Origin of the sequence: Bacillus sp. 3103sda1, from assembly GCF_024159135.1 — a bacterium.
Classification (GTDB): domain Bacteria; phylum Bacillota; class Bacilli; order Bacillales; family Bacillaceae_G; genus Bacillus_A; species Bacillus_A rhizoplanae.
The window spans coordinates 379,071-404,905 of the sequence record NZ_JAMYWS010000001.1; the positions used below are offsets into that span (position 1 = coordinate 379,071).

General features: G+C 36.4%; 22 protein-coding genes, 3 pseudogenes and 4 riboswitches. Of the genes and pseudogenes, 19 read left to right on the forward strand and 6 right to left on the reverse strand.

The genetic code is table 11. The features are described 5' to 3' along the window. Nucleotides 1–53 precede the first annotated feature (53 nt). On the reverse strand, nt 54–2,243 hold the full coding sequence (locus NKR74_RS01930; protein WP_253628476.1) for a DNA topoisomerase III: 2,190 nt from the start codon (nt 2,241–2,243) through the stop codon (nt 54–56). Between the two features lie 233 nt (nt 2,244–2,476). Between NKR74_RS01930 and NKR74_RS01935 the strand changes: the two genes are divergently transcribed. The 5 genes from NKR74_RS01935 to ilvA all read left to right on the forward strand — a co-directional run bounded on the left by NKR74_RS01935 (nt 2,477) and on the right by ilvA (nt 8,148). Next, complete coding sequence (locus NKR74_RS01935) at nt 2,477–3,928, forward strand: RNA-guided endonuclease InsQ/TnpB family protein (RefSeq protein ID WP_375337686.1); 1,452 nt, start codon at nt 2,477–2,479, stop codon at nt 3,926–3,928. Between the two features lie 119 nt (nt 3,929–4,047). After that, nucleotides 4,048–4,157, forward strand: a riboswitch (TPP riboswitch). A gap of 73 nt (nt 4,158–4,230) precedes the next feature. Beyond that, entirely contained in the window at nt 4,231–5,040 is an 810-nt protein-coding gene (gene thiM, locus NKR74_RS01940; protein ID WP_253628477.1) for a hydroxyethylthiazole kinase, read from the forward strand. 6 nt (nt 5,041–5,046) lie between these two features. After that, on the forward strand, nt 5,047–5,709 hold the full coding sequence (gene thiE / locus NKR74_RS01945) for a thiamine phosphate synthase (RefSeq protein WP_375337644.1): 663 nt from the start codon (nt 5,047–5,049) through the stop codon (nt 5,707–5,709). Between the two features lie 419 nt (nt 5,710–6,128). Continuing rightward, the gene (locus tag NKR74_RS01950; protein ID WP_098309125.1) at nt 6,129–6,518 is read left to right on the forward strand and encodes a cupredoxin domain-containing protein; all 390 of its coding nucleotides are present in this window, start codon (nt 6,129–6,131) and stop codon (nt 6,516–6,518) included. A gap of 421 nt (nt 6,519–6,939) precedes the next feature. After that, nucleotides 6,940–8,148 (forward strand): threonine ammonia-lyase, encoded by a 1,209-nt coding sequence (gene ilvA, locus NKR74_RS01955; RefSeq protein ID WP_098309124.1) that lies wholly within the window; start codon nt 6,940–6,942, stop codon nt 8,146–8,148. A gap of 110 nt (nt 8,149–8,258) precedes the next feature. Here the strand turns inward: ilvA and NKR74_RS01960 are convergent, their stop codons facing one another. From NKR74_RS01960 to NKR74_RS01970, 3 genes are all read right to left on the reverse strand, one after another. Continuing rightward, complete coding sequence (locus NKR74_RS01960) at nt 8,259–9,572, reverse strand: anaerobic C4-dicarboxylate transporter family protein (RefSeq protein WP_098309123.1); 1,314 nt, start codon at nt 9,570–9,572, stop codon at nt 8,259–8,261. 293 nt (nt 9,573–9,865) lie between these two features. Then, a riboswitch (cyclic di-GMP riboswitch) is annotated at nt 9,866–9,952 on the forward strand. A 272-nt stretch (nt 9,953–10,224) separates the two neighbouring features. After that, nucleotides 10,225–10,494, reverse strand: a complete 270-nt coding sequence (locus tag NKR74_RS01965; protein ID WP_098309122.1) for a DUF1292 domain-containing protein — start codon at nt 10,492–10,494, stop codon at nt 10,225–10,227. Between the two features lie 609 nt (nt 10,495–11,103). Then, the gene (locus tag NKR74_RS01970) at nt 11,104–11,475 is read right to left on the reverse strand and encodes a cytochrome-c oxidase (protein WP_098309121.1); all 372 of its coding nucleotides are present in this window, start codon (nt 11,473–11,475) and stop codon (nt 11,104–11,106) included. 131 nt (nt 11,476–11,606) lie between these two features. Beyond that, nucleotides 11,607–11,709: riboswitch (TPP riboswitch) on the forward strand. A gap of 107 nt (nt 11,710–11,816) precedes the next feature. Here NKR74_RS01970 and NKR74_RS01975 point away from each other — a divergent pair. The 12 genes and pseudogenes from NKR74_RS01975 to NKR74_RS02030 all read left to right on the forward strand — a co-directional run bounded on the left by NKR74_RS01975 (nt 11,817) and on the right by NKR74_RS02030 (nt 21,090). Further along, nucleotides 11,817–12,137, forward strand: a complete 321-nt coding sequence (locus NKR74_RS01975) for an MTH1187 family thiamine-binding protein (protein WP_098309120.1) — start codon at nt 11,817–11,819, stop codon at nt 12,135–12,137. Then, a complete protein-coding gene (locus NKR74_RS01980) occupies nt 12,085–12,885 on the forward strand; it encodes an ABC transporter permease (RefSeq protein ID WP_253628479.1) in 801 nt (266 codons plus the stop codon). Before NKR74_RS01975 ends, NKR74_RS01980 begins: the two co-directional genes overlap by 53 nt. Continuing rightward, nucleotides 12,882–13,874: an ABC transporter substrate-binding protein gene (locus NKR74_RS01985; protein ID WP_253628480.1), complete on the forward strand. Its 993-nt coding sequence runs from the start codon at nt 12,882–12,884 to the stop codon at nt 13,872–13,874. Before NKR74_RS01980 ends, NKR74_RS01985 begins: the two co-directional genes overlap by 4 nt. Beyond that, nucleotides 13,871–14,620 (forward strand): ABC transporter ATP-binding protein, encoded by a 750-nt coding sequence (locus NKR74_RS01990; protein WP_098309117.1) that lies wholly within the window; start codon nt 13,871–13,873, stop codon nt 14,618–14,620. The genes NKR74_RS01985 and NKR74_RS01990 overlap by 4 nt, the downstream gene beginning before the upstream one ends. A gap of 391 nt (nt 14,621–15,011) precedes the next feature. Further along, nucleotides 15,012–16,556 carry an ABC-F family ATP-binding cassette domain-containing protein gene (locus NKR74_RS01995; RefSeq protein ID WP_098309116.1) on the forward strand — a complete coding sequence of 515 codons (1,545 nt, stop codon included), beginning with the start codon at nt 15,012–15,014 and terminating at the stop codon, nt 16,554–16,556. A gap of 280 nt (nt 16,557–16,836) precedes the next feature. Next, nucleotides 16,837–16,951, forward strand: a riboswitch (SAM riboswitch). Between the two features lie 91 nt (nt 16,952–17,042). Then, complete coding sequence (locus NKR74_RS02000; protein WP_098309115.1) at nt 17,043–17,855, forward strand: MetQ/NlpA family ABC transporter substrate-binding protein; 813 nt, start codon at nt 17,043–17,045, stop codon at nt 17,853–17,855. Nucleotides 17,856–17,867: 12 nt separating this feature from the next. Next, a complete protein-coding gene (locus tag NKR74_RS02005; RefSeq protein ID WP_098309114.1) occupies nt 17,868–18,908 on the forward strand; it encodes a methionine ABC transporter ATP-binding protein in 1,041 nt (346 codons plus the stop codon). Then, entirely contained in the window at nt 18,883–19,551 is a 669-nt protein-coding gene (locus tag NKR74_RS02010; protein ID WP_098309113.1) for a methionine ABC transporter permease, read from the forward strand. Before NKR74_RS02005 ends, NKR74_RS02010 begins: the two co-directional genes overlap by 26 nt. A gap of 336 nt (nt 19,552–19,887) precedes the next feature. After that, a pseudogene (locus tag NKR74_RS02015) lies at nt 19,888–20,188 on the forward strand (DnaJ family domain-containing protein); the annotation flags it as partial. Nucleotides 20,189–20,203: 15 nt separating this feature from the next. After that, entirely contained in the window at nt 20,204–20,515 is a 312-nt protein-coding gene (locus NKR74_RS02020; protein WP_098309112.1) for a thioredoxin family protein, read from the forward strand. Nucleotides 20,516–20,532: 17 nt separating this feature from the next. Further along, complete coding sequence (locus NKR74_RS02025) at nt 20,533–20,775, forward strand: hypothetical protein (RefSeq protein WP_253628481.1); 243 nt, start codon at nt 20,533–20,535, stop codon at nt 20,773–20,775. A 171-nt stretch (nt 20,776–20,946) separates the two neighbouring features. Then, nucleotides 20,947–21,090 (forward strand): histidine kinase, encoded by a 144-nt coding sequence (locus tag NKR74_RS02030; RefSeq protein ID WP_253628482.1) that lies wholly within the window; start codon nt 20,947–20,949, stop codon nt 21,088–21,090. A 285-nt stretch (nt 21,091–21,375) separates the two neighbouring features. On the opposite strand, the gene NKR74_RS02035 is transcribed toward NKR74_RS02030, so the two are convergent. Further along, nucleotides 21,376–22,806 (reverse strand): IS4 family transposase, encoded by a 1,431-nt coding sequence (locus NKR74_RS02035; RefSeq protein ID WP_253628483.1) that lies wholly within the window; start codon nt 22,804–22,806, stop codon nt 21,376–21,378. A gap of 104 nt (nt 22,807–22,910) precedes the next feature. Between NKR74_RS02035 and NKR74_RS02040 the strand changes: the two are divergent. Beyond that, nucleotides 22,911–23,065 (forward strand): annotated as a pseudogene (locus NKR74_RS02040) (IS6 family transposase); the annotation flags it as partial. 75 nt (nt 23,066–23,140) lie between these two features. Here NKR74_RS02040 and NKR74_RS02045 read toward each other — a convergent pair. Then, on the reverse strand, nt 23,141–24,460 hold the full coding sequence (locus NKR74_RS02045) for an amino acid permease (RefSeq protein WP_098309109.1): 1,320 nt from the start codon (nt 24,458–24,460) through the stop codon (nt 23,141–23,143). A gap of 896 nt (nt 24,461–25,356) precedes the next feature. Here NKR74_RS02045 and NKR74_RS02050 point away from each other — a divergent pair. Then, nucleotides 25,357–25,770, forward strand: a pseudogene (locus tag NKR74_RS02050) (MFS transporter); the annotation flags it as partial. Nucleotides 25,771–25,835 lie beyond the last annotated feature (65 nt).

Sequence of the window (25,835 nt, forward strand, 5' to 3'; positions counted from 1 at the left end):
GGGGCTATTCATAAAGATATTTAATCTTTATGAATAGCCCCTTAAGTATGGGTTTAATCAAATTTCAACCCTTTTAATGCTTCTGCGAACGCATTATTTAAAGGTTCTTCTTGTTTTTGTTGTTGTTTTAAGTATTTTTGTACAGAGCGTTTATCGGCTTTGTTGCCTGATTCTTTTTTGCGTCTTTCTTGGAATGTAGAAAGTTTCTCGCGATAGCCGCATTTACACGCGAAGATTTGACCCGCTCCTTCACCACGAAGTTCTAGTTTCTTTTTACACTGAGGACAGCGTGCGTTTGTAGTGCGGGATACATTTTTTCGATGGCCGCATTCACGATCTTGGCACACAAGCATTTTGCCTTTTTTGCCGTTTACTTCTAGCATCGGTTTACCGCAGTCTGGGCACGTTTTTGTTGAAATGTTATCGTGCTTATATTTTTTATTGCTCGATTTAATTTCGGAAACAATTTCTTTTGTGTAGTTTTTCATTTCTGAAATGAATACATCTTTTTTCAATTTACCCTTCGCAATTGCCTCAAGTTTTTGCTCCCATTCAGCAGTTAGTGCAGGGGATTTTAATTCTTCTGGCACTAAATCAAGTAACTGACGGCCTTTTGATGTAATGTGAATGTCTTTGCCGCGCTTTTCGATTAAGAATGAATTGAATAATTTATCAATAATATCCGCGCGTGTAGCAACAGTACCTAGTCCACCAGTTGATTTTAACGTGTCTGCAAGTTGTTTATTTTGCGTGCCCATGTACTTTGTGGGATTTTCCATTGCTGAAAGTAATGTTGCTTCATTAAAACGTGCAGGTGGCTTTGTTTGACCTGATGTTTGTGCAATTAGTTTTACGTTTAATGTATCGCCTTTTTCAATGCGAGGTAAGATTTGTTCTTTTAAATCGTCTACTGTCTCGTCATCTTCAAAGTGATGTTCGTATACTTCTTTCCAACCAGAATTAAGAATTGTTTTGCCGCGTGCGACGAAGTTTTCATCACTAATTTTTGCGCGTAACGTTAGTTGTTCGTATTCGAAAGCTGGGAATAAAACTGCTAAGAAACGTTTTACAACTAAATCATAAATTTTGCGTTCTTTATCTGTGAAGGCGGAGAAGTTTACATAACTTTCTGTTGGAATAATCGCATGGTGATCACTTACTTTACTATCATCAACAAACGATTTAGAAGCTTTTATTGGTTTATTTAAGACCTTATTAGCTAAAGAACGATATTCTCCTACTCCACACGCTTTCAAACGTTCTGGAAGTGTCCCTACGATGTCGGATGAGATATAGCGTGAATCTGTACGAGGGTACGTTAATACTTTGTGCTGCTCATATAATTTTTGCATAATATTTAACGTTTCTTTTGCAGAATAACCAAAGATTTTATTTGCATCACGTTGTAGTTCTGTTAAATCATAAAGACCAGGAGAAAACGATTTTTTAGGCTTTTTCTCAATTTCCACGACAGTGGCATTTTGTTTGCCTAGTTTTTTCACAATCGCATCGATTTTTTCTTTATCGAAGCTACGGCTATTGCCTTTCGCATCTTGCCAAGTCAGTTTTAACTTGTCTGCTGTTTGGGCTTCGATACCGTAGTACGTTTGCGCTTTGAAGTTTTTAATTTCGTCTTCACGACCTGCAATGATCGCCACAGTAGGAGTTTGTACACGACCGCAATTTAGTTGCGCATTGAATCGTGTCGTTAATGCGCGTGTTGCGTTAAGACCAATATACCAGTCGGCTTCTGAACGTGCGACAGCTGAAGCATATAAATTGTCATATGCTTTACCAGGCTTCAAATTTGCAAAGCCATCTTTAATTGCTTTATCGGTAACAGATGAAATCCATAGACGTTTAATAGGTTTATTCATTTTAACTTTATCAATAATCCAGCGAGCGACTAACTCTCCTTCTCTTCCTGCATCTGTAGCCACGATGATTTCATTTACATCATTTCTAGTCAGTTGACTTTTAACAGCATTAAACTGTTTGCCAGTCTGCTTGATCACTGTTAATTTTAAGCGTTCAGGCAGCATTGGAAGATCTTCTAGATTCCATTTTTTATATTTCACATCATAACTTTCTGGATCTGCTAATGTAACGAGGTGCCCTAAAGCCCAAGTAACGATATACTTATTTCCTTCAATATAACCATTTCCTTTTTTATCACACTTCAATACACGCGCAATGTCACGTGCAACAGAAGGTTTTTCAGCAATTACAACACTTTTTGCCATATTTCAAACATCCTTTCGAATTTCCGTAAGTTAACTATAGCATACATTCACTTTGGATTCAGTTATGGGAAAATGGGCAAGAAAACCCCACCTTCAAAACGTGCCGGGCATAGCAAAGTTTAAGGTAGGGATGAATTGCCGTTGTATTCGTAAAAATATTTTTGTATTAATACGAATATATGTTCCTTTTTGTTGTTTTGTAGTATCATTATGGAAAGAAGAGGGTGAAAATTATACCAAAAGAAAAAGAATATGCAACCTATCAAATTTGGATTAAGAAAGGTCACAAATTGTATGCCTACTTCATGGAAATGTGCCAAAACGCAAAGAATCTCTACAATACAACAAACTTCTATATTCGCCAAGTGTATACGGCTTTATGTACGGAGCAACCATTACAGCCCCTTCAACAAGAAGTCCTTCATACATTACAAACACAGATTGAAAACATGAACAAAAATCAACTTCGTGCGTACCAAAAACGTGTGCAAAAACAAAAAGAAAAATCTGTTAGAGAACAGAAAGATATAAAATGTAACTTGTTTACATTACCGACAAAAGAGAAATCGTTTCTAGCCTATAACTTTCTAGATTGTTTGTTTAAAACGATGAAACAACAAGATTATATGAACTTGCCAGCGCAAACAAATCAAGCGGTTATGAAGAAGTTATATCAAAACTGGAAATCATTTTTTGCATCCATCAAGGCATACAAGAAACATCCTTCCACTTTTACAGGCAGACCTCGCATTCCAAAATATATTAAATCACCTATGAAAGAAATTGTATTCACGAATCAAGTATGTAAACTCCAAGATAAATACATTCGTTTTCCAAAAACAGGCGTAAAATTAAATATCGGTAAATTGTTTAGGCGGATTGGCAATCTCAAAGAGGTACGTGTTTCTCCTGCTTATGGGAAGTTTAAGGTGGAAATTGTGACAGAACAACCTGAGTTTTCACCGGAGCATATAGATAACAATCGCTATATGGGGATTGATTTAGGAATCAATAACATTGCAACCATCACAACGAATACAGGTGCCACTCCTGTATTATTTAAGGGTAATGTCATCAAAGGTATTAATCAATACTACAACAAGAAAAAAGCACACTTACAAGGAATTCTTCGTCATGGACAAGAGCCAAAAGAAGGACCGCACACATCGAAGCGTTTAGAGAGGCTTCATGAGAAAAGGTTTCTTAAAATAAAAGATATCTTCCACAAAATGAGTCACCACATTGTTCAGATGGTGATTCAACAGGAAATTTCTATGATTGTGATTGGGAAAAATACATCATGGAAACAAAACAGTGACATGGGGAAACAACAAAATCAATCATTTTGTCATATCTCACACAATCTACTCATTGAAATGATCACCTATAAAGCAGAACGAAAAGGTATTACTGTACAAGTCGTGGAAGAATCGTATACAAGTAAGGCATCTTTTCTAGACAATGATGATATCCCCACTTACGGTGAGGAAGACATCCCTGTATTCAGTGGAAAGCGTATCACACGTGGATTGTATCGTACGAAAGAGAATAAACTACTGAACGCAGATGTGAATGGTTCCTATAACATCTTAAAAAAAGCAGTTCCAAAGGCATTCGTCGATGGAATAGAGGGGTTGTGCCATCAGGCAGCTGTGTCAACTCCACTCGTGTTAAGCATCTCTTGAAGATGATACACGAGAAACCCCCACTTCAAGGTCTGAAGGAGATAAGTGGCGGGAGTTTTCATAACAAAATGTAACTTGTGATTTTGATAGAATAAGAGTAGACTCTGAATTAGATGAATAATAAAACACATGGGAGTTTGCGGATGCAAACTGAGAGTACGGCTAATCTGTCGTTGACCATTTGAACCTGTTGGATAATGCCAGCGTAGGGAGAGTGTGAAAACGCATATTAAGACACTTTGCATACGCAAAGTGTCTTTTTTAGCTATATCTCCCATTATAAAAAAAGGGGATTGATAAATATGAAAATCGAAGAAATTGCACAAGTAATCGAAACAGTACGAGAAAGAAATCCGCTCGTTCATAATATTACAAATGTTGTTGTGACAAATTTTACAGCTAATGGCTTACTTGCATTAGGTGCATCGCCTGTAATGGCATATGCGAAAGAAGAAGTAGCTGAAATGGCAAGTATTGCTGGAGCGCTTGTTTTAAATATGGGAACACTTCGTCCGGAAGAAGTAGAAGCGATGCTCATTGCTGGGAAATCAGCAAATGCGCATAATGTACCGATTTTGTTTGATCCTGTTGGTGCTGGTGCAACTTCGTACCGAACAGAAGTTGCAAGATATCTCCCGAGTGAAGCAAAACTAGCAATTATCCGCGGCAATGCGGCGGAAATTGCAAATGTTATTGATGAGAAGTGGGAGATTAAAGGTGTTGATGCAGGGGAAGGAAACGGTGATGTTGTTTCAATTGCGAAACAAGCAGCAGAGCAGTTAGATACCGTTGCTGTTATCACTGGAAAAGAAGACGTTATAACAGATGGAGAAAGAACATTTATTCTTCGTAATGGTCATCCTATTTTAACAAAAGTAACAGGAACAGGCTGTTTATTAACATCTGTGATTGGAGCATTTGCAGCAGTCGAAAGGGACTATGTAAAAGCGGCAGTCGCAGCGGTAACGTTTTACGGTGTAGCGGCAGAAATTGCGGCAAACAAAACAGTTGAACAAGGGCCAGGAAGTTTCCAAATTGAATTTCTTAATCAGTTAGCAAATGTTACTGCAAAAGACGTTGAACAATATGGGAATGTCGAAGAAGTTCGTTAAGAAAGGATGAGAGAAATGGCGTGCATCGATAAACAGTATATGTCCGAGTTATTACAAGTATATTTTATTATGGGGAGTAACAATTGCTGTAAAGATCCATTACAAGTCATGAAAGAAGCACTTGATGGTGGAATTACAATCTTTCAATATCGTGAAAAAGGTGAAGGAGCATTAACGGGAGAAGAACGATATGCATTTGCAAAGCAGCTTCAGTCTTTGTGCAAAGAGTATAATGTTCCATTTATCGTAAATGATGATGTGGAATTAGCACTAGAATTAGATGCAGATGGCGTTCATGTTGGACAAGATGATGAGGGCATTAAGACAGTACGTGAAAAAATGGGTGATAAAATAATTGGTGTATCCGCTCATACAATAGAAGAAGCACGTTTTGCGATTGAAAATAGTGCCGATTATTTAGGAGTAGGGCCGATTTTTCCAACAAATACGAAAAAAGATGCAAAAGCAGTACAAGGAACGGAAGGATTACGTTTCTTCCGCGAAAGTGGCGTTGAAGTTCCAATTGTCGGCATTGGTGGAATTACAATTGAAAATGCTGCTTCTGTCATTGAAGCGGGTGCGGATGGGGTGTCCGTTATTTCTGCAATTAGCTTAGCGGATTCTCCTTATAATAGTACGAAAAAATTAGCGGAGTTAGTAAAAAAATAATCAGTTCATATATGAAAGGAATCATTTCTAACATGAAGAAATGGTTCTTTGTCGGTTTGAAATAAAGTTGTACTGGTTATAAGAAAGTCGTACCGTTTATAAAAAAGATGTACTGTTTGTAAAAAAGTTTGATCAAAAATCCTGCATGAAATGCAGGATTTTTTTTTATTCAACAATCGGGCCAGATTGTTGAAGCTGATGGAAATATTTTGTTTGAATATGAAGTATTACACTTAAACTAATGGTGCAGGTTAATTGAAGAAGAATAGATTTCAGAAGATCGTTATTAGAGTCGATTTTTTTTCTTTGTCACTGTTTCAGATAAAAGAGCTACTATTTGAAGCACGTTGGAGCCCATTTATAGTGATAATATTTTATGAATTGGAAAACAATAGTGCTTAGGAAAGGAAGGACTGCGAATGTCTGTGAAAAAGTGGTTAACTGGATTGGTCGTTTTGCTTACAATGATTGTGGTTGTGACAACTCCGGGCTCACTCAGTGTATTTGCCGAATCCGGCGTCGTAACACAGCCTATTGAGTCAGTGAAAGTGATTGAGGTCGAGTTGAATGATGATTACTTTAATCCGAATGTCATCACTATTCCGATTGGAAGGACGACAACGTTGATATTGAAAAACCAAGGTAAGAAAGAGCACACCTTCACAGTGGAAAAGCTCAGAATTGACGCCGAAGTCCAGCCGGGAAAAGAAAGAACCATTACCGTGAAACCTCAAGATCCCGGTACATATGAACTGATATGTCGGTACCATTTCCAGAAAGGAATGGATGGAAAAGTAATAGTCAAATAACAAGCAGGGCCAATCGGGCCTTGCTTGTTTTATAAGCAACGGTAACTTACTTATTATTACCCAGACATCATTATAACTGCTAACTTCCCTCTGCAAACGGATGTTCTTATAAAAAGTAAAGAAGTAGGTTTGTTCAAAAAGACATAGTAATTAAGATCTTCCACAATCGGGCGTTATTGTGGAAGACCTAAGGTGAAAAATGATCAAACTTTTTTATAAAACTGAAACTTAAATATGCTAAAGAAGAATCCATTTTAATCAATCTTTTTTTCAAAATGGATTCTTCTCATTTACCGTAAAATACGAGTTTGTGAGGTGTTTTGGATCAAACTCTATTTTAAGGCAATATTCTTTTTTGTATAAAACAAATTGTGCCGTTTGAAACTAAAGTGTGTGAATATACTGCTTCGGAGGCGACGACATGATTACGTTACAAAATATTATAGCTGCTCATGAAAAAATGAAAGGCATTGTACATACAACACCATTAGATTATTCCAGTACATTTAGCGAGTTATCTCATAATGAAGTGTATTTAAAACTAGAAAATCTCCAAAAGACAGGTTCCTTTAAAGTACGTGGCTCTTATAATAAAATGACTTCGCTTAGCAAAGAAGAATTACAAAAAGGAGTTGTGGCAGCATCGGCTGGTAATCATGCGCAAGGTGTTGCTTATTCTAGTAATATGCTCGGCATTCCTTGTACAATTGTTATGCCAAAAGGAGCGCCGCTCAGTAAGGTACTTGCAACAAAGCGTTACGGAGCTAATATAGAATTGCAAGGAAATGTGTTTGATGAAGCGTTAGCTTATGCACTTGATTTAAAAGAACGAACTGGAGCGACATTTGTCCATCCATTTGATGACGAGGATGTTATTGCTGGACAAGGAACAGTTGGGTTAGAAATATTGCATCAGCTTGATGATGTTGATGCGGTCATTTGTCCTATTGGCGGTGGTGGTTTAATTGCGGGCGTTGCGATGGCAATTAAAGAACAAAAGCCATCGGTGAAAATATATGGTGTACAGGCGCTAGCGTGTCCTAGTATGAAGCAATCCTTGCAGGAAAAACAAAGGGTGACGGTACAATCAACACCAACGATGGCCGATGGAATTGCGGTGAAAAAACCAGGGGATCTCACTTTTCAGCTTGTGCAGCGTTATGTAGATGATATTTTCTGTGTGGATGAAATGGAGATTGCTCGGGCAATGCTTATGTTATTAGAGCGTAATAAATTACTTGTAGAAGGATCGGGTGCTACTTCATTAGCTGCCATGTTATATGGAAAAGTGCCTGAGCAAGGGAAAAAGATTGTCTCTGTATTAAGTGGTGGTAATGTTGATGTTAATTTTATTTCTCGTATTATTGAACACGGGATGGTTGAAGCAGGCCGATTTGTCCATATTTCAACGACGATTAAAGATAAGCCAGGGCAACTACAACAAGTATTACAGATTGTAACCGATTTTGAAGCGAATGTTCTTCATATTCATTTAGAGAGAATTGGAACGAAAGTATTCCCAGGTTATGCGCAGCTGCACCTTTCTCTTGAGACGAAAGATAATGAGCATATTGAGCAAGTGCTAATGGGAATGCGGAAGAAAGGATATAGTATCGAAATCATTGAATAGGGTGAAACTTCCATCAGTGGGGGTCTTACTGCCCGTTAACGCGGGATAAATATTTAAACAAACGTTTGATTAAAAAGAGCTAGCCCTTGTAAAGGCTAGCTCTTTCTGAATTAAAACATCAGTGAAACGAGAAACATTCCAATTCCGATTGATGTAATTGTTGCAACAAGACCCGGGATCATAAAGCTATGATTTAACACATATTTACCGATACGCGTTGTACCTGTACGGTCAAAATTAATTGCTGCAACGATTGTTCCGTAGTTTGGAATAAAGAAATATCCGTTTACAGCTGGGAACATCGCAATTAATAGTGCTGGTGAAATGCCAAGTGTTAATCCAAGCGGTATTAACGCACGTACCGTTGCAGCTTGGCTATATAGCAAGATTGATAGCACGAATAGTGCAATTGCGAATAACCACGGTGCACTCGTTACGAGACCTTGAATAGAACCTTGAATCATTTGTAAGTTACCGTTAAAGAACGTATCTCCCATCCATGCGATGCCGAAAATCGCAACAACTGCTGTTGCTCCTGCTTTAAAGACGTTACCAGACACGATGCTTTCTACATTTGGTTTACAAAAAATAATAATAAGTGCAGCGATTGTTAGCATCACCATTTCAATGGTGTTTGGCATAGAAAGACGTACAAGTTTTCCGTCTATCATCCAACTAGGGCGTAACGCTTCAAAAGATCCAAGAAGAACAACTAGAACTGTTGCAAATAAAAAGAGGATAACAGACAGTTTTGCACCTTTCGGGACAATAAATTCTTTCTTTTCTTCTAGTTTTGGAATCATGCCTTCTTGTAATCGTTTTAAGTATTCTTCATCTTCGTTTAGCTCTTTTCCCATTTTGCTTGCGACGAAAGCAGCTAACATACAAGCGATAAAGGTAGATGGAATACTAATTTTTAAAATATCTAATAGTGTAATCTGATAGTCAGCAAGCATAGCGAGAAGTGCAACGGTTGCTGCTGAAATTGGACTTGCTGTAATCGCTTGCTGCGATGCAATAACAGCAATTGACAGTGGACGCTCTGGTCGAATTCCTGATTCACGCGATACTTCAGCAATGACAGGAAGAACTGAATAGGCAACGTGGCCTGTCCCTGCACAAAACGTAAATAAATAAGTGACGATTGGGGCAAAGAACGTAATACGTTTCGGGTTTTTGCGGAGCGCTTTTTCTGCAATATGAACAAGATAGTCCATCCCCCCAGCAGCCTGTAGTGCCCCAGCGGCTGTAATAACTGCTAAAATCATAAGCATAACATCGATTGGCGGGGAGGTTGGTTGTAAGTGGAAGAAGAAGACAAAGATTGTCATACCAACACCTCCCATTACTCCAAGGCCAATACCTCCAAGGCGCGCACCGATGAAAATGCAGAGTAATAAGATGATAAACTGTAGCCAGAACATAGTATAGTACCTCCGAGATAATAATCAATCGTTATTATCAAATAACTTAATTTGTTTAATGATTCAAAAATTAAATAATGAATAATAAAATAAATCTCTGAAAATAGCCATTTTTATTATATAGCATATCAAAAACATGATTCACTCCTTTTTGTTACAATTATTTTACAAAAGAATCATTGGGACATTTATATTTGTATGTAAAAATATAAATATAATTTGATTTAGATGTTGTAATCTGTGGACAGAGAATTGTGTAATTCTCATAAAACTCCCATATCGTTCAACTCGTTCATCGAGAAAGGCAAACTTATGGAAACATAGGGTCGCAAAACTATAGGGGCTAAGGTTGAAATGGACTAAGCTAGCCAGTTACCGGACTGATAGGATTGGTTTAGACCAATGCTTTTTTCATACATTAGTCTCTTTTTTTGCTATTTTTCTGTAAGGGGTCCTGCCGCATACCTATCAAGCTAAGATTTTGAAGAATCCCCAAAACGAAAATTTTCTCTCTTCCTAGTTGCCTATGGGAATCCAGTTTATTTATTGTTTTGGGAAACAATGAATTTCTTGACTTGATGGCAATGGGGCGGTACCCCTATATACAAAAACAGAGGGCAGATATGCATCCCCCTCTTGTGTCCAACCAATATTATTCTTGCTCGTCCATAATTTTCTCAAACGCAGCAGATACTTTTTCAAATTCCTCGTCACTCTCAATGTATGAGAATTCACTATCTTCTTCTACTTTTAAAAAGAAGATATCAATGTCTTCCTCTGTTTCCGTTTGAATGTCTTCTACAAAGCCAACAGCAATGTATTCTGCTCCTTCGACATTCATCGTTCCGAGCACTTCAACTTCCTGCTCCTCATTACTCTCATCGCTAAGGGTAAAAATTTCGCCTACTTCAATTTCTGACATATTCATTCTCCTCCTGTTATATTCTAAAAAATAGAACGTTCAAATCGTACACTTACTAGTATATCTTTCCATAAAAAATCAAATTAATGCTCAAAGAACAACAATTTCTTGCTGCTTCAGCGTAAAAATCCAACTAAAAGGATATCATCTGTGAATATGAATGAATACATTTTGAGCTCTCGTCACATGCCCATCAACTTTAGAAATGGGTTGCATGTGGATATTTGGTTATTGACTACCCTTGTGAACTTCTCTCACTGTTCCATTAAAAAAATGTATTAGACTAAGCTTTATTGATGTAATTACATTCTTCCTTCTATCCCTACCTTATCTCAAAAAAATAAAGATTTCGATTCATCATTATATGTTTTGAATAGACAGTGGAAGAAAGTATGAAAGAGCAGGAAATGTCTGTTCAAGAAGTAGCGAAATTAGCAGGTTGTTTAAATACGCTTGCCTATGAGCTGCGAGAGCTTATTGGAGAATTTAAAGGCTGAAATATCATGAAAAAAGCAGGAGCGTTAACCGCTTCTGCTTTTTTTTCATGTATTTTGTATAAAGAGCAGTAAGATTTCCGATGATGGAAGGTTCAATTCATAAAGAACTTCATTATGAATTTTCTTTTACATGTGTAAAAATATTAATAGAAAATATAATAATAGCGAGAACAACAAGAATACTACCGCCGGCAACAAACGGAATAGCTGCGTGATTTCCATAAATCTCAAGAGCTAGTGCAATCATCATAATTGGTAGCCCAATATTAAGCAGCCAAAAGTGAATTTTTCCTAGTTTAGAATGACCAGCTTCTTGAAAGATATGATATAAAATGCCAGCTGCCATCATTGAAGCCCAGCCAAGAAGCAGCAAGTGAACGTGTACACTTCTTAATGCAAAATTAAGAGACATTGACATATACATCCCCATACAGACGCCGATGACAAAATAAATAGAAGAAATCTTTATAAAGCGAATGCCCATACAATTTCCACCTTTCCATATTAATTTGTGAGTACAATAGAATATATGAAGATGAACTTGAGGACAGTATCATTAGATGGAAAAATTTATTTTTGTTTGTTCACAAAAATAATCCGTGCTACAATGAAAACGAATTGGAACAGGGGAGCCCGTGCGGCTGAGAGGATGTAACAATGCATCGACCCTTAACCTGATCTGGATAATGCCAGCGTAGGGAGTTGTATCAAGAATCGTAGCATATGTTATTCTATGGTAACTTGAATATAAGGCTTTCCTGGCTTCATGACAGGAAAGCCTTTTCTTTTTTCGTGAAACCTATTTAATATAAGGAGGAATTTAGTATGTCACAGCAAGTTACGATTTCATTTTCAGTTGTACCACAAGCAAAGATGAAAGATGTATATTCAGTTGTAGATAAAGCGATTGAGGTTGTTCAGCAATCTGGTGTACGCTATGAAGTTGGTGCGATGGAAACAACGATGGAAGGGGAATTAGACGAACTTCTTGATATTATCAAACGTGCGCAGCAAGCTTGTATAGATGATGGAGCTGAAGAAGTCATTACTTCTATTAAAATTCATTATCGTCCAAGCACAGGTGTAACGATTGATGAAAAAGTGTGGAAGTATCGTGAAGAGCATGAAAAAACAGAAACGATCTAACGTAACGATTACAATGGTTTGGCTTCTTTTTCTCGTTGCAATATGGGAAGGGGCTGTGTCAGTATTTCATATTGAACCGTGGATTTTACCGAAGCCTTCCGCGATTGTAAGTGAACTTATAGAAATGAAAGATTTATTACTCCCAAATACGGTGCAGACGCTGGAAGAAGTTTTAATCGGATTATTTTTTGCGATTGTAATTGGAACGAGCATTGCAATTATTATGGACGTCATTCCGTTGTTCCGTGTCTTAATTCATCCACTATTGGTGATTTCACAAACGATTCCGATTGTCGTGCTAGCACCTCTATTTATTATTTGGTTTGGCTATGGAATGCTGCCAAAAGTAATGGTTGTTATTCTTGTATGCTTCTTTCCAATTGCGCTTAGCATTTTAGAAGGTTTTCAAACGGTAGATAAACCGATGCTGAAATTACTTCAAACGATGCGAGCAAGCAAGTGGCAAGTATATCAAAAAGTGAAATTTCCAGCAGTATTGCCATACTTTTTTTCAGGATTAAAAATTGCAGTTACATATAGCGTAATGGGCGCTATTATTGGAGAATGGCTTGGTGCAAGTGAAGGGCTAGGTGTTATGCTGACAAGGGCAACAAAATCTTTTTTAACAGCACGTGTATTTGCGATAGCCGTTGTTATTGTTGGTATAACGTTATTGTTGTATTTTATTGTCGAATTGATGGCAAGACTAACAGCACCATGGATTTACAGGAAGGATGAGGGAAAATGAAAAAAGGGTTAAAAATATTATTAGCAGCTTCTTTACTATTTTCATTTGCAGGTTGCTCAGCAGACAAGAATGCAGAGAGTAAAGAGAAGAAAGTAACAGTGGTATTGGACTGGTTTCCAAATACAAACCATACTGGTTTATATGTAGCAAAGACGAAAGATTACTATAAAAAACAAGGATTAGATGTAGAAATTATTCAGCCGGGTGATAATACTTCTGTTGAACAAATGGTTGCATCAGGAAAAGCTGATTTTGGTGTAAGCTATCAAGAAAACGTAACAACAGCACGTGTAGAAGACATTCCAGTTGTATCAATTGGTGCAATTATTCAACATAATACATCTGCGTTTGCGTCTCTAAAAAAAGATAACATAACATCACCAAAGGATTTTGAAGGAAAAAGATATGGCGGCTGGGGTGCACCGGCAGAAGAAGCGACATTAAAAACAATTATGGATAAGCATCAAGCAGACTATAGTAAAGTACAGAATGTTGTACTTGGACAAACCGATTTCTTTAAATCTATTGGCCGCGATGCTGATTTTGAGTGGATCTATTATGGCTGGGATGGAATTGAAGCAAAGAGACAAGGTATTGAATTGAATACAATTATGTTAAAAGATTTAGATCCGGCATTAGATTATTATAGTCCTGTTATTATTACAAGTGAAAAACATGCAAAACAAGATAAAGACTTTGTAAAGAAATTTATGAAAGCAACAACAGATGGTTATAACTTTGCAATTAAGGAACCGAAAGAAGCAGCGGATATTTTAATTAAAAATGTACCTGACATCAATAAAGAGTTAGTACAAGAAAGTCAAAAATGGTTAAGTACGAAATATCAAGATGATGCGAAAGCGTGGGGAGTACAGAAGGAAGAGGTATGGAGCAATTATATGAATTTCTTATATGACAATAAAGTCATTAAAAAGAAAATTGATGTGAAAGCGGCCTTTACAAACGAATTCCTTCCAAGCGAAAAATGAGCGGATTACTAGTAAAAGACGTTACGAAAACATTTGATGGGAAAACAGTGCTAGAGCATATGAACGTCTCAATTCAGGATGGAGAGTTTGTTTCCTTTGTCGGACCAAGTGGTTGCGGAAAAAGTACATTATTAAACATTATTGCTGGAATTGAAGGAGCAAATGAGGGAGATGTACTTTACGAAAATCAATCCGTTATGAATCGGGAGATTGTTAGCTATATGCCGCAGCAAGATCTTCTGCTTCCGTGGCGTTCTGCTCTTCATAATATTGTATTACCTTTAGAAATTGAAGGACAGCCAAAAAGAAAACGTTTAGAAGCTGGTATGGATGCGCTAAGGCAATTTGGACTTGATGAATATGCAAATCATTACCCAGATGCTTTATCTGGTGGAATGCGGCAACGTGTTAGTTTTTTACGTACGTATTTATGTGATAAACCAATTATGCTGCTTGATGAGCCCTTTGGGAAATTAGATGCATTTACAAAAATGGAAGTTCATAGCTGGCTGCTAGAATCGTGGCAAAAAGGAAAGCAAACTATTATTATGGTCACACATGATTTAGATGAAGCTATTTTGTTATCAGATCGTGTCTTCATTATGTCACAGCAACCATCAACAATTGTTGGAGAAGTCAAGGTGAACTTGCCGCGACCTAGAACAATGGACATGTTAACCTCTGAAGAACTAAAAGAAGATAAAACAGAGATATTAAAAATATTGGCTCCTTATATGAGGAAATAGACGAAAAAAACTCTTAACAAATCTAATTTGTTAAGAGTTTTTCTTTTGAGTGCAGGAACAAAAAGAAAAAGGAAGAATATGATATAAGAGCTTTGTTTATACTATTATTATGAGAAAATAATGATTTCAAAAGGAGTGAAAGGATAAGATGACTTTATCAACTGTTCTTCAAATGGTTTTGGCTTGATAAGGGAGAAGTATGCCCAATTTTTGATTAAAAGCCGACCGGAAGACAGTAGATAAAGAACCTTATTCCTTTCTTACAATAATAAATTGTAATGGGTAAGGTGTGTTCGCCTTACCCATTTTTATGTTCGGCTAATTGAATATTGTTTTTATCATGCTGTTCTCTCGTTTGGCTTTGTATTTGAAGCGAAAAGGAGAGAGTAAAATGAGTATGTTATCAGTTGAAAATGTTACCCATATGTACGGGGATAAAATAATCTTTCAAAATATTTGTGTTCGCTTACTTCGAGGTGAGCGTGTTGGCCTTGTAGGGAGCAACGGAGCAGGGAAATCCACATTACTGCGTATATTAGCAGGAGAGTTACTTCCTGATGCAGGAAAGGTTGAATGGTTTCCTCATGTAAATATTGGTTTTTTACAGCAACATATTGATCTGCAAGCTGGAACAACAATTATGAAATATTTACAAACTGCCTTTGGCCACTTGTATGATATCGAGGATAATATGCGGCAAGTAGCGGAGAAAATGGCAACAGCAGGAGATAACCTTGAACAATTGTTAGTACAATACGGAGAGTTACAAAGTATACTAGAGCATTCTGATTTTTATCATATTGATGCAAAAATAGAGGAAGTTGCTGCGGGATTAGGGATTTTAGCACTTGGTATGGAGCGTGAGGTGGAAAAACTAAGCGGTGGCCAACGAACAAAACTATTATTAGGAAAATTATTATTAGAAGAACCGCATGTTTTATTACTTGATGAACCAACAAACTATCTCGATAACGTTCATATTGAATGGCTTATGGGGTATTTGAAAAATTACGAACATGCTTACATTGTGGTTTCGCATGATGAAAGGTTTTTAAATGAAATTACCAATGTAATTTATCATTTAGAACATAAAGGAATGAAACGTTATATAGGTAATTATCAAACATTTATAAAAAACTATGAACAAAATAAACAGCAATTACAAGTGGTATATGATAGGCAGCAAAGAGAAATTGGAAAGTTAAAGGACTTTATTCAAAAGAATAAAATTCGTAAAGCAAAACAGGCAAAAAGCCGCGAAAAAGTATTAGAAAAAATAAACAAAATCGGAAAACCAACTTCTGCACTGCAGCCACGTTTTATGTTTCATGTTTACTGTGATCCTGTGAGCCGGATTTTAGAGGCAAAGGATATGCAAATTGGCTACACAGCGCCCTTATTCCCGCCAATTGATTTACAGGTAAAGCGCGGTGAAAAAATTGCCATCGTCGGCTATAACGGTATTGGGAAAACAACAATGTTAAAAACACTATTGGGACATTTGCAGCCTTTAAGTGGTATTGTGAAAATAGGAGAGCGAGTAAATCCAGCTTATTTTGCACAAGAAGAATTTGCTTCAGAACAAACACCAATTGAGGAAATATGGTCATTGCGACCTGATATGACTCAAAAAGAAATTCGGCAGGCCCTAGCAAGGTGCGGTTTAACAGAAGAACATATTGGGCAGAGGCTTTGCTCATTAAGTGGTGGAGAACAAACGAAAGTACGTTTATGTGAATTGATGTTAACAGAAAGTAATATACTCGTTTTAGATGAACCAACTAACCATTTAGATGTTCGAGCAAAAGAAGCACTTAAGGAAGCCCTTATGCAATATGAAGGAACGGTTTTACTTGTTTCTCATGAACCTGCTTTTTATGAAGAGTGGGTGACGCAAGTTTGGCATGTGCAGGGGTGGCGCAAAGAGATAAAATAAGGGATATCAAAGGAGCGTATAGCTCCTTTATCCCGCTATTTTTGGGCAGTAAGACCCCCACCTCAAGATGCAGAGAAAAGTGAAGAAGATAGGTGGGGGATAACTGCTGGCATGTGCCCGATTGGGCGGACTTTCCATCAGTAGGGGATGAAGAAAACCCCCATTGATGAAAGTTTTACTCTATTGCTTGATAATGAAAAAAATTCAGAAAATTGCGTTGACAAAATGTCTTACAAGATTTAGTATAAGGTACATAGTTTTTGACAATTTTATACTGATACTCTTATCCAGAGAGGCGGAGGGACTGGCCCGATGAAGCCCGGCAACCAAACTTACGAAACGGTAAGTTCAGGTGCTAATTCCAGCAAAACGATTATCGTTTTGGAAGATAAGAGAGGAAGCTACTTTTATATATAGGACACCTCTCTTAACTTTAGAGAGGTGTTTTTATTTTGTCAAAAAGATAGAAACTAAGGAGGAACTGAGATGAAGAAATTATTATTAAGTATTGTAAGCGGAGCTGTATTGTTACTAGGGGCATGCAGCCTAGATTCAACAAAAGATGCTAAGGCATTAGATGAGAAGAAAATTACTGTTGGCGTAACCGGCGGGCCGCATGAACAAATTTTGGAGAAAGTAAAAGAAGTAGCTGCAAAAGATCATTTACAAGTGGAGATTAAAGTGTTCAATGATTATGTAATGCCCAATGTATCGTTAGATGAAAAAGACATTGATCTGAATAGCTTTCAAACGAAATCATATTTAGATGTATTTAAAGAAGAACGCAAAATGAAGTTAACAGAAGTATTTTCAACAGTAACGTTTCCAATGGGGATTTATTCAAAGAAAGTGAAAGATGTGAAGGACTTAAAAGAAGGGGATGCAATTGCGGTACCGAATGATCCAACAAATGAATTACGCGCGTTGAAATTATTTGAGAAAGCGGGCGTATTAAAAGTTGATCCAAAAGCAAAAGAGAAGGCAACCGCGAAAGATGTAGTAGAGAATCCTAAAAACTTAAAAATTGTTGAACTAGAAGCATCCCAGCTGCCAACACAGTTAAGTGAAGTACAAGCAGCTGCCATTAATACAAACTTTGCAATGGGTGCAAAACTACATCCAGCAAAAGATTCTATTTTCCGTGAAGGAAAAGATTCGCCATATGTAAACTGGGTCGTTGTTCGCTCAGATAATAAAGATGATGCAGTCGTAAAGCAGTTTAAGAAAGCTTACCAATCACCAGAAGTGAAAGAATTTATTGAGAAAAAATTTGATGGAGCTGTATTGCCATCGTGGTAGGGGATGAAGTGTATGATCGAATTACAGAATGTATCTAAAATATTTGAAACAGAAAAAGGGAAAGTAGAAGCACTTAAAGATACATCGCTTACTGTGAAAAAAGGAGAAATATTTGGAGTTATTGGGTATAGCGGTGCCGGGAAAAGTACGTTAATCCGCTGCGTCAATTTATTAGAAAGGCCGACGACTGGTCATGTTCTTATAAATGGAAAAGATTTAACATCTTTACCTTCAAATGAGCTTGCACAGGCAAGGCAAAAAATTGGCATGATTTTTCAAGGATTTAATTTATTAAAAACAGCAACTGTATATGAAAATATAGCACTTTCACTTCGACTTACAGGAATTACAAAAGCTGAGATTCAACATAGGACAGAAAAATATTTGCGCATTGTTGGATTGTTTGAAAAAAAAGATGCGTATCCGAATGAGCTTTCAGGGGGACAAAAACAACGGGTTGCGATTGCCCGCGCTTTATCTCATGAACCAGAAGTATTACTAAGTGATGAAGCAACAAGTGCATTAGATCCGGAAACAACAGAATCTATTTTAGATTTGCTTTTAGAAATTAATGAGAAGATTGGGATTACGATTTTACTGATTACGCATGAAATGAATGTTATTCAGCGCATTTGTGATCGCGTAGCGGTAATGGAAAACGGTAGTATTGTAGAAAGCGGTAAGGTAAGAGATATATTTACGAATCCGCAGCATGACACAACTAAAAAGTTTGTAAACAGTTCATTTGCTTCAAAAATTCCTAACGTATTACAGGTTGAATTACAAAAGAATGGTGAAATCGTTACGTTATCGTTTATTGGAAATTCATCTGGTGAACCAGCACTTGCTGTTGCGACAAAGCGCTTTAATGTGTATCCCAATATTCTATCGGGGAACATCACCCAGCTGAAGCATGAGGCGTATGGAAAATTAGTTGTTCATATGAAAGGAGAAACAACAGAAGTACATAGGGCATTATCATTTTTACAAGAACAGGGAATTATTGTAGAAGGGGGCGGAAAAGAACATGACCAGCAAGTCCTTTTTGGGTGAGTGGAGTGAAGTAATATGGGAAGCAACGATTCAAACATTTCAAATGACAAGCATTGCTCTTTTTATTTCAATTATCATTGCGCTTCCGCTTGGTGTAGCACTTGTGTTAACACGTCCCGGCGGGCAACTAGAGAATAAAATCATATATCCGATTCTCAATACAGTGATTAATATCATTCGGTCTATTCCGTTTATTATTCTACTATTTTTTATTTTACCTTTTACAAAATTCATTGTTGGGACAACAATTGGAGTAAAAGGAGTAATTGTACCACTTGTCGTATTTACAGCACCTTATATTGCACGTCTTATGGAAACAGCATTACTTGAAGTTGATCGAGGAGTATTAGAAGCCTATAAAGCGATGGGAATCTCGACTCGAAAAATAATTTGGTATGTGATGGTTAGGGAAGCAAGGCCATCTTTAGTTCTAGGTTTAACGATTGCGACGATCGGGTTAATTGGTGCAACTGCAATGGCGGGACTTGTTGGAGCAGGTGGGCTTGGTGATTTAGCATATCGCTTTGGGCATTTGCGTTATGAACCAGAAGTGATGTATGCGACCGTTCTAATTTTAATTATCCTCGTACAAGGATTGCAGTCTCTTGGAAATGGGATTGCTAGAAAATTAAAAAAAGATTAATAGAAAATGTAAAAACGGTGCCTCTTTTGTGCAAGAGCGCCGTTTTCTTTGTTCCAGTTAAGATAATTAGAGTTTCAAATATTAGAAAAACGACAGTTTTATATTTATCTCGCTACTTTTGGGCAGTAAGATCCCAACCTCAAGATGCAGAGAAAGTGAAGAAAATAGGTGGGGATGAAGAAATCCTACTTGATGGAAGTTTCACTTTATAAATCTATTTTGCGTGTATGAATCATATAAAAATAGCTTGTTTTATTGACGGAATTACATATATTTCCGTATGATGATAATGAAGCCACGGCACATGAAGTTTTTAACATATCTATATAAATGCTGATACATGACAAAGGAAAGCCTCTTGAATGAAAGGATTTGTCAATGATACCAGAAGCTTCGCATAAGTTATAAAATTTTAAAAAATGCTGGCATGATTCCGGAAGAAATGCAGCTACAAAAAGATATGTTAAAAATCGAAGATCTGATTGCTTGCTGTCACGATGAAGCAGAAAGAAGGCAATTATAAGAAGAATTAACTGCAAAATCGCTTCGTCTTCAGCAAATGCTAGAAAGGTGTAAATTAAAAGAAACATCAGTATTTGGCACATATCGTAAAAAGACATTTCAAAAATTCATGTAAGAAAGAGGGATTTGCATGAAACAATTCTCAAATATAGAAGAACTAACAGCATATATTGAACAACAGCCATTATTACTACTATTTATTAAAACTGAAGATTGCGGTGTATGCGACGTTATGCTCGAAAAAATAACACAATTACTCGAACATCATTCGAATGTGGAAAGAATTGTTGTTTCATTAGAGGATATGAGGGAAATTTCAGGGCAATATTTAGTGTTTACTGCACCAACTGTTTTACTATTTCACGGTGGAAAAGAAATAGTACGAGAATCTCGTTTCATTTCTTTGGAGAATATAAATCGTATTCTACAAATGATTGAATAGTGAAAGGGGGATTTAAAATGGAAATATTAGTAGGCGCTGTGCTTTTTATTATACTATTTTGGATTATTGTAAAAATAATTGTATCTAGTGAAAGAAAGCGGGCACAAAAACAATATAAGTCTGATGCAACGGGTAGTACAACGTATACTGCTACACCATTTTTTTTCGCAGGACCTAGTGAGAGTTCAGGAGATTGTGATAGTTCTTTTGGTGGAGATGGTGGAGATGGCGGAGATGGTGGAAGTTGTGGTGGCGATTGAAGTTAATATGGAAATGCGTCTGAAAAGGCGCATTTCTTACTGTTTTGAAATTTAAACAAACGTTTGATTAGTTGGGGCAAAGCCTTGTGAAATGTATTAAACAAACGTTTGATTAATAAGGGAACTTATATCGATTAATAAATATAAAAAGATATAAAGAGGGAATATAGAATGGAAAAAAAGCCGAAAGTAAAAAATAAAGGGAAGATGATTGCATTTGCTTTAGTAGGGGTAGGCATTATTTTATTTAAGGTCGCGTTAAAAATAGGGAAACTGTATGCGATTCATAATTGGATTGACAAGATGTTTTCTTAAATAGGGGTCACCTTACATACCCATCAACTTAAGAAATTGGTTGTTCCCCAAAACGCAAAAAATGCACTAAATTCTTATAAATAACTGTTGTAGTGATATAAAATTTTCGTTTTGGGGATACTTCAAAATATTAGCTTGATGGACATGGGGCGGCACCCCACATCCATCAACTTAAGGTATATTTTCAAACAAAATGCGGTCTTTCCATATAGTTTTTTATTATCTTTTGTAGATTTTATAAAAGTGGGCATATCAAATAAACCCTGACGGGTTTCAATTTTTTTACTATGCTACCTGATGAGTAGAAGTGGTATACTCATAAACAACACCCAAAATATCAAAGACTGTCTTTTTCTCGTATCGATGAGATTTTCGTCCGTTGTGCTGTAGGAGGTTAAACAGACGAAGGAGAACCTTTGATAATTCTTGGGTGTTTTTGTGTAATGCTTGGTAAAAAAGTAAAAAATAATCCTTAATTATGTACATCGCTTTATATTCACTTAGCTCTTTCTGTTTCTTACGTAATAGGAGTTCTCGCATTTTAAACATAGTAGAAGAACATAATAGAATACTAATGAGTTGCCCATAAAGATGACATTCTAATCGCTCTTGTTTAATAGATTTACAACGATGAATTTGAAACCAAGATTTCCATATTTTAAATAACAGCTCAATTTGCCAACGTAATGAATATAAATCATAGATTTTCTCTTTTGGAACCCATTCCGTAGGAATGTTTGTCATATATACCGTAATACCTTGTAAAAGCTTCGTGCGCTCTGTATATGTAATTCCTTTTTTCTTTTCGCGAATAGCTCGGTCACGTAGGCGTTTCTGTTTTTGCTCCTCGGTACACCTATAAACTACAATACGAGTAGGCAGTTTGTCTTTACTCCCTACATATACATCGTGTAATTCATACACTTGGCCAGGTTGTAGTTGTTTCATAATGTCTTCTAAATGAATTTGTATATATACCGGTTTCAATTGAGAGGATTTTGTTTTAAATACCACTGTTTCGAACTCTTTTCTATATATTTTAGTTGGTAACTTAAGACGGGATAAATAATACCCCTGCTTGTCTTGAATAGACTTAAAGTCTTGTAGACGAAAATATCCTAAGTCACGAATATACAGCTCATTCTTTTGTATCATGCCTGTTCGAGTCGCACCATACGCCTGATCACTTCGTTTTCCTGGTTCAATTTTCACATCAGAAAATTCTCCACTCAACAAGTCATACTCTAGTTGGATTTTTACACCAGCTTTATGACTACATCCTCCGGCACCAGGATAAGTAGATGCGAATCGATCTGGAACTTGAAAGGTTGTAGAATCAAGGATACGAATACGCTCAAAGTAAGCAGAAAGAGAATGAGAAATCTTAGATAACCCTCCAATTTTAGCTTGTAGAAGTGTAGTAAATACAGTTCGAAAAAAGGCTACAGAAGCCGAGTTAAATCGTCGATTAAGTCCCTCAGGACTTAATAAAATTCCTGTTGAAGTTTCTAATTGACTACAAAGTTGAGTAAGAGAGGTAGTAGCGATTTGTTGATTTAACCATACACACAAAGATAAGAAATGGTGCCCGTGGCACTTACGTTTTCGTTTCATTCCGCCTGCTTCTATAGCTAATTGATTAAGTGTAGCGGGAGACATATATCGATATAACTCTTCGGCAAATAAAGATAACTCTTGTTTTTGGTGCATATTCATAAAAAGCACGTCACCCTTTCTCATTAACATAAGAGAATAGTAACGTGCTTTTAGCTTCAAAAATAGTCTAAATCCTTAAGTTGATGGATGTGGGGCGGCACCCCAATATGCTTGGATTAAAATCATTGCAAACAGCTAAAAAAGTGATTGCTGGAATAGAAGTTATGCATATAATCAAAAAAGGACAAACTCCCCAAGGTGAGAAGTTTGTCCAAAACAGATATATCTTATCTATAATTTCTTTGGTTTAACAGCATAAAATTCATTTCCGCTAGGAATCTTTCGTTCTTTTTTCATTTCCCACTATTTTTGCAACAGAACCAACAATAGTGAATTAGAATAATGATCTAATACTTGCTAGGACAGTAAGTATACCTATAATAATGACAAATACGTTGCTCGCTTTCCCTCTGTATTTAGCTAGTACTGGTACTTTGCGGATCGCATACATTGGTAATAGACATAAGATAGCAGCAACTAACGGACCACTAAGGGCATCAATGATTCCAAGAATACTTGGATTTGCATAAGCAACATACCAGCATGTTAATACAACAAAAGTAAGGATCATTGTCTTAACTGTTTTTTCTCCCATATTTTTTCCGCGTTTTTTACCGACCTTGATAATCATGTCACGCATTACCTCATATGCTCCTATATAATGGCCAAGGAAGGACTTTGTTATAGCCATAAAAGCAATGATAGGAGCTGCAATAGTGATGACAGGCGAATTAAGCTCATTAGCAAGATATGATAGAATTGATAAGTTCTCTTCTTTTGCTTTTATAAGATCAGCTGGAGTCAAACTCAATGTACTGCTCCAAACAAAGAACATAACAACAGCGAATGTCATGATATAACAAGCTTTTTGTATTTGAGCACATTTGGCATCAGTAGCTTCTATTCCATAGGTTGCTCTCTGTTTCATAACAAATGATGAAATCATAGGCGAATGATTGAACGAGAATACTATGATTGGTAGTATCATCAATATCGTTCCAAAATATCCTGTGCCTGTTGAAGCAGTAGAAACACTTGAAAAACTAAGCATTGACGTATTCCACTGTGGAATCAAAGATATTGCGATAAAAAGTAGAGAAGCTATGAAAGGATATACTAGCATGCTCATTATCTTTACAGTGATATCTTGACCAAAATTTAATATAGCTATAAGACCGAGTACTAATACAAGCGATAAAATGGCCCTTGGAGGCTCCTGCATGTGCAATTGATTCACGATAAAGCTACTTGCAGTATTTGTAAGTGCAACCGAATACATCAGCACAATAGTATAAATTGAGACGAAATATACTATATTAAAAATTATACTTGCCTTATTTCCGAAATACTCTCTTATTGTACCTGTAATCCCCTCTTCAGCAGAATTAGAAGCGTATATCATTTTAGCAAGCGCTCTATGTGAGTAGTACATAACAGGAAATGCAAGTATGGTAATTAACAGTAATGATAATAAACCACCTGAACCTGCATTAATAGGTAAAAAGAGTACTCCTGCTCCAATTGCTGTTCCAAAAAGGCTCAATGCCCAGGTAGTATCCTGTTTATGCCACTTTTTAGGATCTGGATATTTCTCATTTTTTACTGCAGTATTTTCAGCTTGAAATTCTATTTTTTTTGCAGTATTCCCATTCATATAATAATTCCTCCTTGTATCCTATTCTTACGTCTCTTTTTAAGGCTTAGGAATATTGGCCCAATCACATCAAAACAACTTTTGTATTTAACAACTAAGCCCCCCATAATGTATTGTTTTTAACTGCAGTTGAATCTAAGTTATTAGAATGTCCAATTCAAAATATGTTCCGGCTTTTATTTTCTACAATTACATTTGTTCCAAAAATCAGAACATAAGATTCGGATGGTAACGCTTCCACTTTTATGTTAAATAAATTTCCCTTTCTGATTACAAAAGGAAGCGTATCAGTATGTCCAATTTTAGAAGTTTAGAATTTTTGCACCAGAACTTGGTTTGATATTTTCTCTGAAGGTAATAGATTATCTCCTGACGCCCTCATTATAGCTTGCATATTTATGAGTTTTAATATTTTTTTATTTTTAGAAAGATTGAATAAACAGAATCTTGAATAGATAATAAATTACACTTGGCATGTAGCAGTTGTGCCCATCGTTTGAATCTGTATTAGTTAGTAGAAAGAAAATAATAATACAGTTTTCCTTTGATTAACACATCGATTATATTGGAAGACCATTACAAAGATAATTATACTTTCCTTTGTTGAAACATCTTATTTTAGACGGGAAAACTGTTATAATAAATGATTCATGCAGATGTAAAGGAATAAATGAAAGAAATATAAAATCTCCTTAGGATATTTATTATTAATCTTGAGTTTATATTCATTTTTCAGAAAAAAGGAACTTCTTTTTGTATAAATCTTGGACATACTGATATTATTACTTTACAAAAGGTGTGTGATTAGTATGGAAAAAGAACAGTTATTTAGGTTCTGGTGTAAAAAAGAGAATAAAATGCATATATCCCTAACAGAATTGTATCTTATGCTATAAGGCCAAGTACCAGCTGTGGTTGCTGCAAAAGTAAAGCAGAAACGTTTGCTTGTTTTTGGAATTATCATTTTAGCCGTTTCATTTGTTTTAGAAGGATTTTCTACTTCATTTTGGATTACGGTATGTATGCGTTTTGTAACAGGAATTTGTTTAGCGTGTGTAAATATCGTAATAGGAACTTTCATGACTCAGCTTGTAGCTGACAATATGATTGGCCGGGTAAACGGAACTATATTGCCGTTATTTATGAGCACGATGTTAATAGGTGTTTCTTTAGGGGGGATATTGAAGGAAGCGACTTCCCTTATTACAGTGTTTAGTGTAGCAGCTGTACTTGTCGTAATTGCTGTCTTGCCGATACTCAAAATGAAGATGACACAAAAACAAGAAATGCAGAAAGTAAATCAATTATAAAAAAACTCTCCCACTAGCATAAGTTGGGAGAGTTTCTTTATTACCCCGCTTTAATGGGCAGTAAG